The sequence below is a fragment of the Zarconia sp. genome (assembly GCF_057467645.1).
In genome coordinates, this window is record NZ_JBRJXU010000065.1 from 41,787 (window position 1) to 58,055 (window position 16,269).

Sequence of the window (16,269 nt, forward strand, 5' to 3'; positions counted from 1 at the left end):
GCGATCGAAACGCGATAATTCATGAACAACCTAACTTGGGTTTGATAGGGTAGTGTCTGTGGCACTACCCTCAATTTTTGGGAGATCGGTACTGAGCTAAAATTTGACGACGCGAGCCTCGATTATCTTCATTTCTCCCACATCGCTTATCCCCACAAATAGCGCTGCTTTTTTCAACAATGCGATCGAGATCGACAAGATCGTTTCCCTGATTTAGACGAGCGAAGAAATCGGTCTTTTCCATTGCCGCCAACCCCTTTCTCTGTTTCCCATGACTGAAAATGTGTAACGATCGCAGTGCAAACTGCTATAGATCGAATATCGGCTGAAAATAATGGGATGAAAGTGATGACAGGATGGCAGTTCGATCGAGTTTTAGAGATATCGATGCAGCGGTTCGGGAAATCTTTTCCATCTTGGCGGTCGTCCACTTTGATTTTCCGGGGACTGCTGGTCATTTCCGTTGCCAGTTTCTGGATTGGCGATCGCAGCTTCGCTCATTCTGAAGTCACCCATTCTGAGCTTGAACTCCTGACCCAAATCACTCCGTTGAATTCAGGTTTAAATCTCCCTTCTAATCTAGAATCCCGAGCGCGACAACTCTACGAATTAGGACGGTTTGAGGAGGCGATTTCTGTATTGCGAGAAGTGTCGGCAACGGCGGCGGAAACGGGGGATATTCTTGGGGAGGCGATCGCCCGGCGAAATTTGGCACTGGTGTATGGAGAAGCCGGAAATATTTCAGCAGCAACGACGGCGATTTCGCAAACCTTGGAGTTACTCGAATCCCTAGAATCGAATGGAGAAAAGCCGCGAATTTTGGCGGAATCTTTGGAAGTTCGAGGACAAATCGAACAAACCTCGGGAAATTCGGAAAGGGCGATCGAGACTTGGAAACGGGCAAAATCGATCTATCAAAATCTCGACGACATTCGCGGCTTAACTCGCACTCAAATTAGCCTAGCGCGCGGGTTGAAATCCCTTGGACTGTACCGACAGGCGATCGATACTTTAAATGATGCCAATACCCACTTACAAACGCAACCGGATACGCTGCTGAAAGTGCGGGTTCTTCAAAGCTTAGGGGATGCGCTGCGGGTGGTGGGAGATTTGGATAAGTCGGAGGAACTTTTACAGCAAAGCTTGTCGATTGCGCTGCAACTTTCGGCTTCGGGAGAAATTGCGTCTATTTTTCTGGGTTTGGGAAATACAGCCCGATCGCATCCCGAGAAGTTAGAAACGGCACTCGATTACTACCAACAAGCAATTCTGACCGCCGTTTCAACCCCCATTAAAATCCAAGCACAACTGAATCGATTGAGTTTGTTAATCGCAGCTGAAAATTTAGAGGAAGCCGCCGAGTTTGTCGGGCAGATTGAGTCAAATTTATCGCAACTTTCCCTTTCAAAATCAACAATTTATGCTAAGATAAACTTAGCGAAAAACCTGCTCGAACTTGGAGAACGTTCAGGAGAGCGCCGTGCTGCCGAATTACTCGCCACCGCAATCGGGCAAGCACGAACCTTAGGCGATCGCCGCACCGAATCCTATGGCTTGGGCAATTTAGGTCAGCTCTACGAACGGCGGCAACAATGGCAGGAAGCGCAAGAACTGACGGAACAAGCCCTGCTGCTGGCACAAGCAACGAACGCGACCGATATCGCCTATCAGTGGCAGTGGCAATTGGGACGGGTGTTACGAAACCAAAACGATCGCGCCGGTGCGATCGCCGCCTACTCCCAAGCCACGGAGAGTTTGAAAGCCATTCGCAGTGACTTGGTGGCCATCAGTTCCGACGTGCAGTTTTCCTTTCGCAAAAGCGTCGAACCTGTCTACCGGGAGTTGGTCTCGCTGCTGCTGCAACCTGGGGTGGCGGTGACGCAAAACGACTTGGTACTGGCGCGGCAAACCATTGAGGCCTTGCAACTCGCAGAACTCGACAACTTTTTCCGCGATGCCTGTTTGGATGCAGAACCGGCACAAATCGATCGCGTCGATCCCAAGGCAGCCGTCCTCTACCCGATTATTCTGAGCGATCGCCTCGAAGTCATCGCCGCCATTCCTGGAGAACCCCTGCAACACTACAGCGCCGCATTTCCCAAATCCGAGGTGGATGAGACGATTGTCAAAGCATTACGCGCGCTATCGAGTCGCCGCCAACGAAACAACCTCAACAATTTTTTGCAACCCTCCCAACAACTCTACGATTGGCTGATTCGTCCCATCGAAACCGATTTGGCCAATAGTTCCGTGGAGACGCTGGTCTTCGTCTTGGATGGCTTGTTGCGCCGCTTCCCCATCAGTTCCCTCCACGACGGCAACCAATATTTAATCGAGCAATATGCTGTAGCACTTACCCCAGGTTTGCAGTTACTCAAATCGCAACCCATCGTCGAAACCCCATTGCAGGTATTTGCAGGAGGATTGAGCGAAGCGCGCCAGGGATTCTCCGCGCTGCCGGGAGTCGAAAGCGAACTCGAACGAATTCGAGCGCAAGTCCCAACACAATGGGTACTCGATCGAGATTTTACCGAAGCCAAGGTTCAAGAGTTTCTGAACGCGGCATCGTTCCCGATCGTTCATCTAGCCACCCACGGCGAGTTTAGTTCGAGTTCCGAAGATACCTTCGTTCTCACCTGGGACGAACGCATCAATGCCAACGAACTGAAAGACTTTTTAACCAGTCAAACGCAACGGGGTAAAGCGATCGAACTGTTGGTATTGAGCGCCTGCCGCACTGCCGCCGGAGACGAACGCGCCGCCTTGGGGTTAGCGGGGGTCGCCGTTCGCGCCGGCGCGCGCAGTACCGTCGCTTCGTTGTGGTATATCAGTGATGCCGCCACTGCCATTCTCATGAGTCAGCTTTATATCGAGTTGGCCAAGGGAACCCATACCAAAGCGGAAGTGCTGCGTCTAGCGCAAAAAGCAGTGCTCAACAGCGAAGAGTTTTCCCATCCCTATTTTTGGTCGGCTTTTGTATTAGTCGGGAATTGGCTTTAATTTCATGAGGCATCTTTGAAGGTGAGCAGGCAATCGCGGTGGGAACTGGGGGAGAAAGACCCCGGTTGGATTCTATAGCAGTTCGTGCCGGTATCATTACAAATTTTCAGTCATGGGGAATGGGGAATGGGGAACGGGGAATGGAAAATACCTATTTCTTCGATTTGTGTAAATAAACTAGCGCTTCGCAAATGTGTTAGGACATCTACAAAATCTACAAGCTATAAATAGCAAGGTTTTGACTGATGGCTGAATGCTGATAGCTGAATGCTTACTGCTATAACGTCAAAAATCCTAAATATCCGGAAACCGTTGACCCCGGTCTGATAGGATAAACAATTTCCACAGAGCTTATGAGTACGATCCCTCGCAGTCAGTTTCCCCACACCCACTTTTCAGAAAAACGGCCTCTCCTCCTCGCGGTTCAGAGATTTTGGAGAGCGGTATTTCTTCGAGATTCGACCCATCCCCTCATCCTCCCCGCGTCTATCCGATGCAGCTTGGTTATCCTCGGATCGATCGGTGTCGCCGTTTCTGCCTCTGCGCAAATCCTTCCCGATGCCACTCTCCCCGAGAATACCGTGGTGGACGTGAATGGCGACTTTTTTGAAATTACCGGGGGAACTGCCGCTGGGGGGAACTTATTTCACAGTTTTGAAGCGTTTTCTATCCCGACGAACAGCGCTGCTTTTTTCAATAATGCGGCAGATATCGACAATATCATTTCCCGAGTCACCGGCGGCAGCCTTTCCAATCTCGACGGTCTGATTCAAGCCAACGGGACGGCGAGTTTCTTCCTCATCAATCCCAATGGCATCGTTTTTGGACCGAATGCGCGACTGGAGATTGGCGGATCGTTTTTCGGCAGTACCGCCAGCGGGATTAACTTTGACGACGGCACGGAATTTAGCGCTACAAACCCCCAAAACCCCCTCCTGACGGTGAACGTCCCGATCGGCTTGCAGTATGGCACCAATGCCGCAGACATTCAACTCAACAACGCGCGATTGACCGTTGAAGCCGGTGAAACCCTAGCGCTGGCGGGGGGAAACGTGATGTTAGACAATGCCATCCTATCCGCGCCGGGAGGTCGCATCGAGTTGGGGGGACTCCTGGGAGTCGGGGAAATCGCGCTGGATGAAGCGGGTGGATTCTCGTTCCCCGATGGTGTCGTTCGCGGCAATCTCTCGTTGGCGAATCGTAGTTCGGTGGATGTTGCCAATGATGGGGATGGAAGTATTACCCTTCACGGCGCAAATATTGCCCTGTCGGAACAAAGTACTCTGTCGGCCGGAATTGCCGAAGATTTGGGATTCCCCGGTGCGGTGGCTGGGGATATCGTGGTGAATGCAACCGGTGCGGTGAGCCTGGATGGGAGTCGCATTCGCAACAATATTTCTACCAATGCCATCGGAGATGGCGGCGATATCGACATTACGGCAAATTCCCTCTCTTTAACCAATAATGCAGACCTGGATGCGGAGGTTTTGGGTATGGGAAATGCGGGGAATATTTTCGTTGAAGTGACGGAAAACGTGACCGTCCAAAATTCGAGAATCTTTAGCGATGCATCGTCGGGAGTGGGAAATTCGGAAGATGGAAATTCGGGAGAGATTTTTATCGCTGCGAATGGGTCGCTCTCGATAACTGAAAATAGCGTCATTAGTAGCGATGCCTTCAATCCCAACGCGATCGCATCTGGAATTGCCGGGTCGATCGATCTCGTGGGAAATACGGGAGTCACAATTACCGATAGTACCCTCACCAGTGATAGCCAAAGTAACGACGATCTCCAAGTTGGTAATATTAGTCTCATCGCATCGGAAGGTTCGGTCAATGTGACTCTAAATTCCGACACTTCAGACCCCCCAAAACGGATTAGTACCACCAATTTTGGCTCTGGATTTGCTGGGGATATTTTTATCGATGCGCGGGATAATGTGATAATTTCCAATAGCCGTTTAGATAGCAACGGTGAAATCGGAGAAATTTCGATCGGCAGCGAGTTAGCCCCGAATTCAATTGAGATTCAAAATACCACTTTAAGTACCACCAATCGGAACTTGGGAACGGCGGGAAATATTTTTGTCAATGCTCGCGATCGCATTACCATTTCCGAGAATAGTAACTTGTTTAGCGATTCGATGATGGGGGAAGATTTTGGCGCTGGAGGAGCGGCCGGGTCGATCGAGATTATTGCTCCCAATGGGGTGGAAATTTTGAATAGTACGATCGCCAGTAATAGTGCCAGCAACGATAATCTTCAGTTCGGCTTAATTCGCATCCTGGCTGAAACGGGTTCGGTGAATATCGATCTGAATTCCGAAACCTCCAATCCCCCGAATCAAATTACAACTAGCAATTTTGGGCTGGGATTTGCCGGAGATGTTTCGATCGATGCTCGAGATGAGGTTAAGATTTCGAATAGCCAGATTAACAGCAACGGTGAAATCGGGCAGATTTTAATTGGGAGTCAGTTAACGCCAAATACGATCGATATTCAAAATGCGACTTTGAGTACCACCAATCAGAACTCGGGAACAGCGGGGAATATTCTCGTTAATGCGGGCGATCGCATTACCATTTCTAGTGGGAGCAACTTGTTTAGCGATTCGAGGTTCGGAGAAACATTTGCCGGTGAGGGAACGGCGGGTTCGATCGATATTTATGCTCCCAATGGTGTCGAAGTTTTAAATAGTACCATTTCTAGCGAAAGCGCCAGTAATCGTCGCGAGTTGGGATTGAGTAATATTAGTATTACCGCATCAGAAGGCTCGGTTAATATTAATCTCAACTCTCAGAATTCCGATCCACAAAATAAAATTAGCACGACGAATTTTGGGGCGGGATTTGCGGGTAATATTTTTGTCGATGCTCGAGATGAGGTCGCGATTAATGATAGCACTTTAAGTAGTAACGGTGTCCTGGGACAACTTGTAATTGGTCCGGACATCAAACCGCAGAATATCGACATCCGAAATACGAGTTTAAGTACGACAAACGTCAATTTCGGAGAAGCCGGGTCGATTACTTTAAACGCCGACGATCGGATTACCCTGTCTGACAACAGTAATTTATTGAGCGATACGTTTAATTCCCAGGAATCTGGCAATGGCGGAATTGCCGGTGGAATTTCGATTGTGGCTCCCAATACCATCGAGATTTCCGATAGTCGGATTACCAGTAGAAGCGATAATAATCTCAATTCTGATGTCGTCGGAAATATCGCAATTCGATCGTTCTCCGATGCGGTGAATTTAGACGACGTAACGGTCAGTACCACCAATTTCGGTTCTGGAATTGCCGGAGATATCGAAGTGGTATCGCAAACCTTGGACTTGAACGACAGCACCCTCGAAGCCAATTCCAGTGGGGGAAATGGGGGAACGATCGCCGTCACCACCCGAGACTTGGCGCAACTTCGCAATCGCAGCCGCCTTGCCACCAATGCCGGTACGGAACGAGAACCGGGAAGCGGCGGTCAAATTCGGGTCAATTCTCAGTTTCTGATTGGTTCTGGCAATAGCGATATTACCGCCAATGCTTTTGAAGGCGCGGGTGGAGAAATCACCATCAATGGAGATGGCATTTTTGGCCTAGCAGTTCGGGAACAACTGACATCGAGGAACGATATCACCGCGATTTCCCAAACGAATCCTTCCCTTGGCGGTACGATTGCGATTAACTCTCCGGAAGTGGATGCATCGGGATTGGTGACGCTGTCGGAAAGTCCGGTGGATGTGACGGCGTTGGTGGGAGAAGACCTCTGTTCCCAGGGGGAAGGTAGCGAGTTTGTGATTACCGGACGCGGGGGGTTGCCGCCAAATCCGGGAGATGTACTTACTTCCGAACCGAACGTTTTGGAGTGGACGACGCGAGATGGGAATTCTCGCGCGCAAACGTCAACGCCTTTATTGCGTCGGATTCCTCAAAATTCGCCATCCCAAGATTCATCATCTCAAGATTCACCATCCCAACTGATTGAAGCCACGGGTTGGGTACTCGATGAAAATGGCAATGTGGTGTTAGTTGCCGAAGCTTCAAAAGTCACTCTATCGAATCCGGCATTCGTGCAAGGGGAATGTCATCAAGAGAGGAGGCGGTGACGGGGAGAATTCGGAATTCGGAAAGGGGAATGGAGTACTGTCTTTTTTTGTGGCGAATTCCTCTAATCAATCGAGCAAACTGAAGTTCGATCGAGTCTTCTTTTCAATCGAAAATACGATACCGATCGATATCGATATATCGATCGCCTTTCTAAATTTATGTATTGAAGTTAACTGAACTCGGGTAACTCTCTCTGCTCGCTAACACAAAATATAGAGACTCAAAAATGTATCGATCGACTGATTTTCCACCAACCCATCAACTCTGAAAAAGCAACCCTCGAACCCTCAATTCAAAGGCGATCGAACATTCTCCATCTTAATCGAGTCATAGTTTACACGCAGACCGCGAACCTCTACCATTGGATCGGATAAAGGACGGCGATCGACCGATCCCGATCGTTTTATTAACAAAATATTATCCTCAAAACCGTTCAAATTAAGCTAGAACGATCTCAAGACCCCAAAAAATGAATATTCATACCGTAGCCTCCCAGCCGTTTACCGACCAAAAGCCGGGTACTTCCGGACTTCGCAAGCGCGTTCCCGTCTTTCAACAGCGCAACTACTTAGAAAACTTCGTCCAATCCACCTTCGATAGCTTGGAAGACTACCAAGGCGGAACCTTAGTCCTTGGGGGAGACGGTCGTTACTACAACCGCCAAGCCATTCAAATTATCCTTAAAATGGCGGCAGCCAATGGTGTCGGTCGCGTTCTCGTCGGTCAGGGGGGCATCCTCTCCACCCCAGCCGCCTCCTGTATCATTCGCAAGAATCAAGCCTTCGGGGGCATTATCCTCTCCGCCAGCCACAACCCCGGCGGCCCCGATGCGGACTTTGGCATCAAATACAATATCAGCAACGGCGGTCCGGCCCCGGAAAAGGTCACCGAAGCCATCTTTGCCCGCACCAAAACCATCGAAGGCTATAAAATCCTCGAAGCCGCCGATGTGGATCTCGATCGCCTCGGAACCACGACCCTCGGGGATATGACCGTAGAAGTCATTGATTCCGTCGCCGACTACGCCGAGTTGATGGAATCCCTGTTCGATTTCGACAGCATTCGCCAACTCCTGAGTTCGGGATTTCGGATGTGCATGGATTCCCTCCACGCTGTCACCGGACCTTACGCTCGCGATATCCTAGAAAAACGCCTAGGTGCGGCCGCTGGAACCGTCCAGAACGGCGAACCCCTCGAAGACTTCGGCGGCGGTCATCCCGACCCCAACCTGGTGTACGCCCACGATTTGGTGGAAGTCCTCTACGGCGACAATCCCCCGGATTTCGGGGCCGCATCCGATGGAGACGGCGATCGCAACATGATTTTAGGTCGCAAGTTCTTCGTCACCCCCAGCGACAGCCTCGCAGTACTAGCGGCCAATGCCAAGCTGGTTCCCGGCTACAAAGACGGTTTGGCGGGAGTCGCGCGATCGATGCCCACCAGTGCAGCGGTCGATCGGGTTGCGGAAAAATTAGGTCTCGACTGCTACGAAACCCCCACCGGCTGGAAGTTCTTCGGCAACCTCCTCGATGCGGATAAAGCCACCCTCTGCGGCGAGGAAAGCTTCGGTACCGGTTCCAACCACGTCCGGGAAAAAGACGGACTCTGGGCGGTTCTGTTTTGGTTGAATGTCCTCGCGGCACGGCAGCAGTCGGTGGAAGACATCGTCCGGGAACACTGGCAAACCTACGGCCGCAACTACTACTCCCGCCACGATTACGAAGAAGTCGATAGCGGCAATGCCAATACCTTAATGGATAATTTGCGATCGGGTCTATCGCAAATGAAAGGCAAGCAATTCGGCAAGTACGAAGTCGCCTACGCCGATGATTTCAGCTATACCGACCCCGTCGATAGCAGCGTTAGCAGCAAGCAAGGCATTCGCATCGGCTTCACCGACGGTTCGCGCATCGTCTTCCGCCTCTCGGGAACGGGAACCCAGGGGGCCACGCTGCGGGTGTACCTCGAAAGCTACGAACCCGACGCCGCCAAACACGATATCGAAACTCAGGAAGCCTTGGGAGATTTGATTGCCCTCGCCGACGAAATCGCCCAAATCCGCACTCTCACCGGCCGGGAGAAGCCGACGGTGATTACCTAACGTCAGTTTGGGATAAAAAGTATTAGGTGGGGGTAGGGTGTAGGGTGTGGGGTGTAGGGGGTAGAGTTGGGGGGAATAATGAGTGCTTGGAGTCGATACCTGGCTGGGGAGAAAAATACTCCATTCCCTCCAACCCCTTTCCCCACCCTTTCCTGAATGGGTTGAAAGAGGTCGAACAACACCGGGGAGAATCAACCCCGGTATGGGGTCGCAACTTGGAACTCCCTTTCCCCACACCCCATACCCTACACCCCACACCCTCTCGAACTTCATGATTGCAGATAAAGCAAAACTCCGACGATCGCTACTTCAACAACGCCAAGCCTTAACCCCCCAAGAATGGCGGCAAAAAAGCGATCGCCTCTGCACTCACCTGCAATCTTCTCCCCGCTTTACCACCGCAAAAACGATCCTCGCCTACTTCAGTTTTCGCCAAGAACCCGATCTTTCCCCACTCTTCACCTCTGGCATTTCCGAATTCTCCCCCAACTGGGGTTTTCCCCGATGCGTCGGCAACCATCTCGTCTGGCATTCCTGGCAACCGGGCAATTCCCTACAAACTGGCGCATATGGCATCAACGAACCCCATCCCAACGCACCGACACTATCTCCAGAAGTCGTAGACTTAATCCTAGTGCCGGCAGTGGCGTGCGACTCGCGGGGCTACCGGTTAGGATACGGTGGCGGCTACTACGATCGCCTCCTCGCTGCACCGGAATGGTCGTCTAAACCCACCATCGGCATCGTTTTTGAATTTGCTGATGTTCCCCAACTGCCGATCGAATCCTGGGATAAACCCTTAGGTACGGTGTGTACGGAAGCTGGTTTGAGAGTGGTTAAAAATTAAAACTCATACCTGAAGGGAATGGGGAATGGGGAATGGGGAACAGGTGACAAGAAGTAACGATTAAGTAAAGGTTTGAGCATTTATTACACATCAAGCGTTACTCAAAAATTTAGTTAAGAATCAAGTCGGTACGCCTCAAAAATCACCGCAATATGCTGCGCCGATTGTGAAAAATCGCGATGCAACTGAACTCGCAATCTCAGTAATTTTATGACATCATCAATTTTATTCGTGCCGATTTAACCGACCATGAATCGATCGACTTGGAAAACCATTGGTATTTACGCATTACTGGGGGCGATCGCGATCGCCATGCTATTTCCTTTGCTTTGGCTGGTGAGTACGGCGTTTAAGTCTGCTGACGAAAACTTATTTCAATTTCCCCCGCAACTTTTACCCGATCGTCCTACTTTTGAGAATTTTATCAAAGTCTGGCAAGCTCAAACTTTCGGACGCTATTTTATCAACAGTACTTGGGTTGCCATCCTAACCGTCTTTTTAAACTTACTCTTTTGTTCCCTTGCCGCCTACCCCCTCGCGCGACTCAATTTTAAAGGACGCAAAGTGATTTTTGCGGGAATTTTAGCAACCCTCATAATTCCTTTTCAAATCATCATGATTCCGCTGTATATTCTGACGGTCAATTTGGGATTGCGAAATACCTATCTCGGAATTATTTTCCCCTTTCTCGCCAGTGCGTTCGGTATCTTTCTCCTCCGTCAAGCCTTTGCCGAAGTTCCCAAAGAACTCGAGGAATCTGCTCGGATGGATGGTTGTTCGGAATTGGGATTATGGTGGTTCGTCATGCTACCCTCCATTCGTCCTGCCTTGGTAACCCTCGCTATCTTTGTCTTTATCGGTTCTTGGAGTGACTTTTTGTGGCCGCTGATGATTCTCGATAAGCCAGAATACTATACCCTTCCCCTAGGAGTTGCCGCCTTAGAAGGTACGTTTTCCCTCGATTGGCGATTGGTGGCGGCGGGTTCTGTGATTTCGATCGTCCCAGTTTTTCTACTTTTTCTCTTTCTCCAGCGTTATATTATCGACACCAATATTAGCAGCGGCGTGAAAGGGTGAATATCAAAATAACGCTTCCAAAACCATCGGCAATCGCCGCGCCCAAGATGCTTCTGAATGCTCTCCCTCGGGGTCTTCATAGGTAAATAAATCGCGATCGCGCACGTAACCGAACTCCTTCTCCAACAGTGTCACCATCTCTCGACTGCGACGAGTGGTATTTCCTTCAATAAACCAGTTTTGATACCCCCCACTTCGCACCAATCCCCAATCGATCCACAGCCGGGGATGAGTACTGCGATCGCTCAACTTGGCTGCTGTGAGTTCTAGCAAACTCGACTTTGCCAGGGGGGTTAGGGTATTCGTTCCCGTATCCAATCCCACCCAAAATGAGGGCGAAAGGGCTGCCCCATTGCCGAAGCGATCGCAACGGCGACAGGCGGTGTAAAATGCTGCGAGTCCCCCGTGAGATGCCCCCATAATCGTCGTATTTTCTGCCTCGGAATTCGTCCGATAGTAAGTATCGATAAAAGGCTTTAAATTATCGGCAAGGTAGTTCGTATAATCTTCGACTCCGCAACAGGAACCGTTGCCAAAAACGCGCGGTTTTGAGGGGGCATGGGTATATTCCCGTTCCCGATCGACAGTATAAACAGCGACGACGATCGGCTGCTGAATTCGTCCGGATGCAACGAGTTGACTGAGGGTTTCTCCCATGTGCCAGGATAGCCCGATCGCCCCACCGGGAAAAAACGTTGTATCGCCATCATTCGTGTATAGAACGGGATAGCGATCGTTAGTTTCTTCGTAATTTCTCGGGAGGAAAACGTGTATTTTGCGTGCTTCTCCTCCCACATTGAGGGCATCGTAGGTATGAAAAAATCCGGCGGGGTATCCCTCATCGTGAAACCAAGCCCGCTGTCCTCCTCGATAAAATTCACTCACGGTCTTTTCCTCCTCATCTCTCGATATCGATTGTGCTATTGGGATGAACGATAAATTTTATCTGATTCCCATTTTAAAACCACGTAGCAGAAATATCGCAAGTGATAGCAGTCGCCACGATTTTTAAGACATAGAGTCATTGTAATAATTTACAGACTAACAACGCGAGCAAGATGTTTGTGCTGACGCACAGGCTTTGCGAACGCACTAATAATTTTCCTAACGAATCTAGCGACGGCTATACAGCGTTAATAAAAAGATGGGGATGGTGATATAAAATCTCGATCTATAGACCCTATTAAGTATTAAATAAGCGAGGTATGATAACAAGACTATCCCTCGCAATCTAAACTCATGAATGTTCTCGAAATTCTCAAACAAGACTACCAACAATTTCCCCAAAACCAATCCTATCAAATCTATGCCAAAGATGTTTATTTCAAAGACCCGATGACGGAATTTCGGGGTATCGATCGATACCAAAAAATGATAGGATTTATGCAGACTTGGTTTAAAAATATTCAGCTCGATCTCCACGATCTTCGCCGTACCGAAGATACGATCGAAACGCGCTGGACGTTAAGCTGGAATACGCCCTTACCGTGGAATCCCCGCATCTCCATCCCCGGTCGCAGCGAACTGAAAGTGAATGACCAAGAGGCGATCGTCTCCCACATCGATTACTGGGATTGTTCTCGCCTCGATGTTCTCAAGCAACATTTTTTCCCAAAAACCCGCTAAAGTAAATAAATGTGAACTTTGTTAAAGAAAGGGCGAGGCGATGCGGATTATCCTAATGACGGGCAAAGGCGGGGTCGGAAAGACCTCCGTGGCGGCAGCAACGGGACTGCGTTGCGCTGAGTTAGGTCACAAAACTTTAGTATTGAGTACCGACCCCGCCCACTCCCTCGCCGACAGCTTCGATATGGAGTTGGGACACGAACCGCGCAAAGTCCGGGAAAATCTCTGGGGTGCGGAACTCGATGCCCTCGTCGAACTTGCCGATAACTGGGGTTCCGTACAGCGCTATATTACCCAGGTGTTGCAAGCGCGGGGACTCGAAGGGGTACAAGCTGAAGAACTCGCCATTCTCCCCGGTATGGACGAGATTTTCGGGCTGGTGCGGATGAAACGCCACTACGATGACGGGGACTACGATGTCCTCATCGTCGATTCTGCTCCAACCGGAACGGCATTGCGCCTGCTGAGTCTCCCGGAAGTCGGCGGCTGGTACATGAGACGCTTCTACAAACCGCTACAGGGGATTTCCGTTGCCCTGCGCCCCCTCGTCGAACCGCTATTCAAACCCATTGCCGGATTCTCCCTACCGGATAAAGCGGTGATGGATGCGCCTTACGAGTTTTACGAGCAAATTGAGGCGTTGGAGAAGGTGCTCACCGACAATACTCAAACCTCCGTTCGGTTAGTAACGAATCCCGAAAAAATGGTGCTCAAAGAGTCCCTGCGGGCACACTCTTATTTGAGCTTGTATAACGTGGCGACAGATATGGTGGTTGCCAATCGAATTATTCCTGAAGAAGTCACCGATCCGTTTTTCCAACGTTGGAAGGAAAACCAGCAGCAATACAAGCAAGAAATTCACGAGAATTTCCGCCCGCTACCGGTGAAGGAAGTACCCCTGTATTCTGAAGAAATGTGCGGACTCGCCGCCCTCGAACGGCTCAAAGAAACCCTCTACGCCGACGAAGATCCCAGCCAAGTTTATTACAAAGAAACGACCCTGCGAGTGGTTCAAGAAAAAGGCGACTACACTCTAGAACTTTACCTGCCCGGAACCCCCAAAGACCAAATCCAACTGAGTAAAACCGGCGACGAGTTGAACGTTCGCATCGGCAACCATCGCCGCAATTTGGTCTTACCCCAGGCTTTGGCGGCACTGCAACCGTCGGGGGCGAAGATGGAGGAGGATTATTTGAAGATTCGCTTTGCTAATGTGGCGTAGGGTTAGTTCTTCCCCAGCTTACATCCACCACCATCTAAAAAACCTACACCCCTAACAGGTGTAGGATAACTCCCATCAATCCTTCCCAATTTCTACCTCACCTAACGTCAAAAAATTCCCACTCGCTTGTCCATCGAGATCGGGAAAAATGAGTTTAACTCGGACTTTGTAGCGTCCGGGAACGAATTCCGAACTCAGAGGTAATTGATGGAAGTCTCGCAGCAGAGTTCCTAGCTCGATCGCCTCAGTTTTGCCCAGATATCCATTGACTAGAGGCGCTTGCCACTGTTGCTGCACCTCGTCGGTGGCATTGACTAAAGAAATTGCAACTTCAATATTGGGAGAAATGCGATCGATAAATTGCCAATACAAGGTCATTTTGCCAGGTTTTTCGGGAGTCCATCGATCGCGACTCAGATCGAATCCCAAAAGGCGAATGGTCGGAGTGAAGGTGGCATTCACAGAAACCTCAATCCCGTTCAAATCTTCCGGTAGCAGCGTCGGCCCCGGATAAACCCGCACGTAATCGAGACCGTCGACATTAACGGTATATAAAGGGTCTTGCCCCTGGAAGTAGTCCAGAAAGTCCGGATCGGGAACCTGACGCTGGAACTGGTTTGCGTACAAAACAATGCGATGGGCGCCCGCCCACCGCCGGAGTCGTTCGGGGGTAGGGGGATTGCGACTGATGTTGGTGGTTTCGCCGAGGAAGTAGGGTTCGAGGGCTTTGCTGTAGGCGCTGGCAACAAAGGTGCGATCGGCATTTGGCGATTCGTTGAGCCATCGTCCGGCGCGATCGAGTCCTTCCCCTTGTCCCACCATCAACAGGTGTTGGGCAACTCGCGATCCTCCCAGCAGGGGATTGAAATAGCTGATGTAGTAGGGGAAGTGGGGCACGAGTACCGCCAACTGCGCCGCAATTAGGAAGACCGCACAAACTCCTGCCGGATTGAATTGGGCTTTCCTTTTTTTCCCCAGCATCGGGAGTCGTTCTCGCAGCCAGTACCCGACGTGCAGCCAACCCGTGGCCGCTAGCATGGCCAGGAAGGGAACCATCGGGATCGTGTAGCGATCGATTTTACTATCGAGCAGTGAGAGGATCGCCAACACCCAGACCACCACGACAATCAGGGCGTTGAGTTCCGGTCGGGTATTAATTTGAGCAAATCCAGTTTTGCCCATGGGGAGATTTTTCCCTAACCCGCGATAGATGCGAGGACGCAGCCGCGCGATGGCGTAAACGATCGCCCCCAGCAAAATTGCCGGAGAGAGACGGTACAGCAATACCACGGGATAGAAGAGGATGTTGGGAGAGTCGGTGAGCTGTCCCCAAAAGAAGAAAAAGCCCCGTTGCGATTCTTCGAGCAGTCCCCCATAGAGGCGCGTGAGGGCCGTTTCGGGCGCCACCCACAGCACCGGCCAGATGCCGTAAATCGTCGCGGGAACGATCGCCAGCCACAGAACAAAATCGATAATTTGCCAGATCCAACCTCGGGGACGAAACACCGGCGACCACATTCCTCGTTCGATGCAAACGATCCAGGTGATGACGGCCGGCAGGACGAAAAGGGCGGGAATTTTCGCCGCCGTCGCCAGTCCCATCAAAACCCCAGAAACCAGCAATTTCCAGCGATCGCGAAACGTGGGATGGGGGGTTTTGCCATTGCCTCGCAAATACAGCAGCAGCAGCAGCAACGCCAAAACCATGAAGTTTGCTTGCAGCGCATCGGTGGTGAGGAAGCGCTGGTAAGCCAGGAAAAAGGGGTCTAAGATGAGGAGAATTATTGCCACCCCAGCAATCGATTTACCCAGCAAGCGCCGTGCGAGGGCGTAAATTCCGCTGGTACAAATTGAAGTAATCAGCGCCTGAAACAGCCGGGGTAAAACGAAGAGGGCAATGGAAAATCGCTCGGTTTTCATGCACTCGCGCACGGCGAGACCTTCATCGAGATCGAACAATCCCGGCATCAGTGCGTGTAACTGGCAATTGAGAAACATCCCACTGCCGATCGTCCACATATTGACGATACCCGGATGGTGGCGCAAATAGGTATCTTGGTAATCTCCTTCGAGGAATTGTCGAAAAAATTCCGATCCCCGTTCCATCCACGACACCTCATCGAGATTCACGGGAACGTCGATGGCGATAATCCGCAATATCAGGGAGAGAGCGAAAATGCCCAGCAATAATCCACCATCGGAACTCGGTGCGGATGTCTCGGATTTGCTCAGTTTAGACGATCGAGTCATTTTATATTGGTTCGAGATCCCAAAACCCTTACCCTTATG

General features: G+C 50.6%; 9 protein-coding genes. 7 read left to right on the forward strand and 2 right to left on the reverse strand.

Annotated features, from left to right (window positions below; all coding sequences use genetic code 11):
• Nucleotides 1–297: 297 nt before the first annotated feature.
• From AC2215_RS09430 to AC2215_RS09450, 5 genes are all read left to right on the forward strand, one after another.
• Complete coding sequence (locus tag AC2215_RS09430; RefSeq protein ID WP_486809729.1) at nucleotides 298–3,000, forward strand: CHAT domain-containing protein; 2,703 nt, start codon at nucleotides 298–300, stop codon at nucleotides 2,998–3,000.
• A gap of 353 nt (nucleotides 3,001–3,353) precedes the next feature.
• The gene (locus tag AC2215_RS09435) at nucleotides 3,354–7,106 is read left to right on the forward strand and encodes a two-partner secretion domain-containing protein (RefSeq protein WP_486809730.1); all 3,753 of its coding nucleotides are present in this window, start codon (nucleotides 3,354–3,356) and stop codon (nucleotides 7,104–7,106) included.
• 470 nt (nucleotides 7,107–7,576) lie between these two features.
• Nucleotides 7,577–9,208: an alpha-D-glucose phosphate-specific phosphoglucomutase gene (locus AC2215_RS09440; protein ID WP_486809731.1), complete on the forward strand. Its 1,632-nt coding sequence runs from the start codon at nucleotides 7,577–7,579 to the stop codon at nucleotides 9,206–9,208.
• Nucleotides 9,209–9,479: 271 nt separating this feature from the next.
• Nucleotides 9,480–10,055: a 5-formyltetrahydrofolate cyclo-ligase gene (locus AC2215_RS09445; RefSeq protein WP_486809732.1), complete on the forward strand. Its 576-nt coding sequence runs from the start codon at nucleotides 9,480–9,482 to the stop codon at nucleotides 10,053–10,055.
• A 249-nt stretch (nucleotides 10,056–10,304) separates the two neighbouring features.
• On the forward strand, nucleotides 10,305–11,132 hold the full coding sequence (locus AC2215_RS09450; protein ID WP_486809733.1) for a carbohydrate ABC transporter permease: 828 nt from the start codon (nucleotides 10,305–10,307) through the stop codon (nucleotides 11,130–11,132).
• Between the two features lie 3 nt (nucleotides 11,133–11,135).
• Here the strand turns inward: AC2215_RS09450 and AC2215_RS09455 are convergent, their stop codons facing one another.
• Complete coding sequence (locus AC2215_RS09455) at nucleotides 11,136–12,017, reverse strand: alpha/beta hydrolase (RefSeq protein ID WP_486809734.1); 882 nt, start codon at nucleotides 12,015–12,017, stop codon at nucleotides 11,136–11,138.
• A 354-nt stretch (nucleotides 12,018–12,371) separates the two neighbouring features.
• Here AC2215_RS09455 and AC2215_RS09460 point away from each other — a divergent pair, with 354 nt between their 5' ends.
• Both AC2215_RS09460 and AC2215_RS09465 read left to right on the forward strand, forming a co-directional pair.
• Nucleotides 12,372–12,758, forward strand: coding sequence for a C6orf136 family protein (locus AC2215_RS09460; protein ID WP_486809735.1), 387 nt, complete (start codon nucleotides 12,372–12,374; stop codon nucleotides 12,756–12,758).
• Nucleotides 12,759–12,798: 40 nt separating this feature from the next.
• A complete protein-coding gene (locus tag AC2215_RS09465; RefSeq protein ID WP_486809736.1) occupies nucleotides 12,799–13,980 on the forward strand; it encodes a TRC40/GET3/ArsA family transport-energizing ATPase in 1,182 nt (393 codons plus the stop codon).
• 75 nt (nucleotides 13,981–14,055) lie between these two features.
• Here the strand turns inward: AC2215_RS09465 and AC2215_RS09470 are convergent, their stop codons facing one another.
• Entirely contained in the window at nucleotides 14,056–16,230 is a 2,175-nt protein-coding gene (locus tag AC2215_RS09470) for an ArnT family glycosyltransferase (protein ID WP_486809737.1), read from the reverse strand.
• Nucleotides 16,231–16,269 lie beyond the last annotated feature (39 nt).